At 59.2% G+C, this 412-nt stretch carries 1 protein-coding gene; it reads right to left on the reverse strand.

Annotated features, from left to right (window positions below):
* On the reverse strand, window positions 1-338 hold a 338-nt coding region (locus AC1D0P_RS30665), incomplete at its 3' end, for a DUF2585 family protein (protein ID WP_477680178.1).
* Window positions 339-412: the final 74 nt, after the last annotated feature.

Raw genomic sequence — 412 nt, forward strand, 5'->3', positions numbered from 1 at the left:
AGGATGATGATAGGGCTGTTTTCCAGGATTTCCCAGGCGGTTTCGATCAGCGCGGCGATGCCGAGACGCAGTGCGATCGGCTGGCGACGCAGGAAGAGCCAGGTCAGGCCGTAGAACAGGAAGCCGTGAATAATGTGGCTCGGCGTATACCAGTCGGAAATCTGCTGGGAATTGCCGGAAGAGTGGACCGCGGGCTCGAACAGTTTGATCGTGCCGCAGGCGCAGGTCCAGACGCGGCCCATCTTGTGTTCGGTGATGACCTGGACAAGCAGGATCGTCAGGAAAATCAGCAGGCCATAGGCGACCTGCCGCCGCCAATCCGCGCGGCTCTCAGACATTCGCGTCCTTGTCTTCAAGCGAATGCTTCATGATCAGCGGCAACTGGCTGAGCGTGAACCCGAAGGTGACAGGT

The sequence above is a fragment of the Polaromonas sp. P1_G2 genome, from assembly GCF_056405515.1.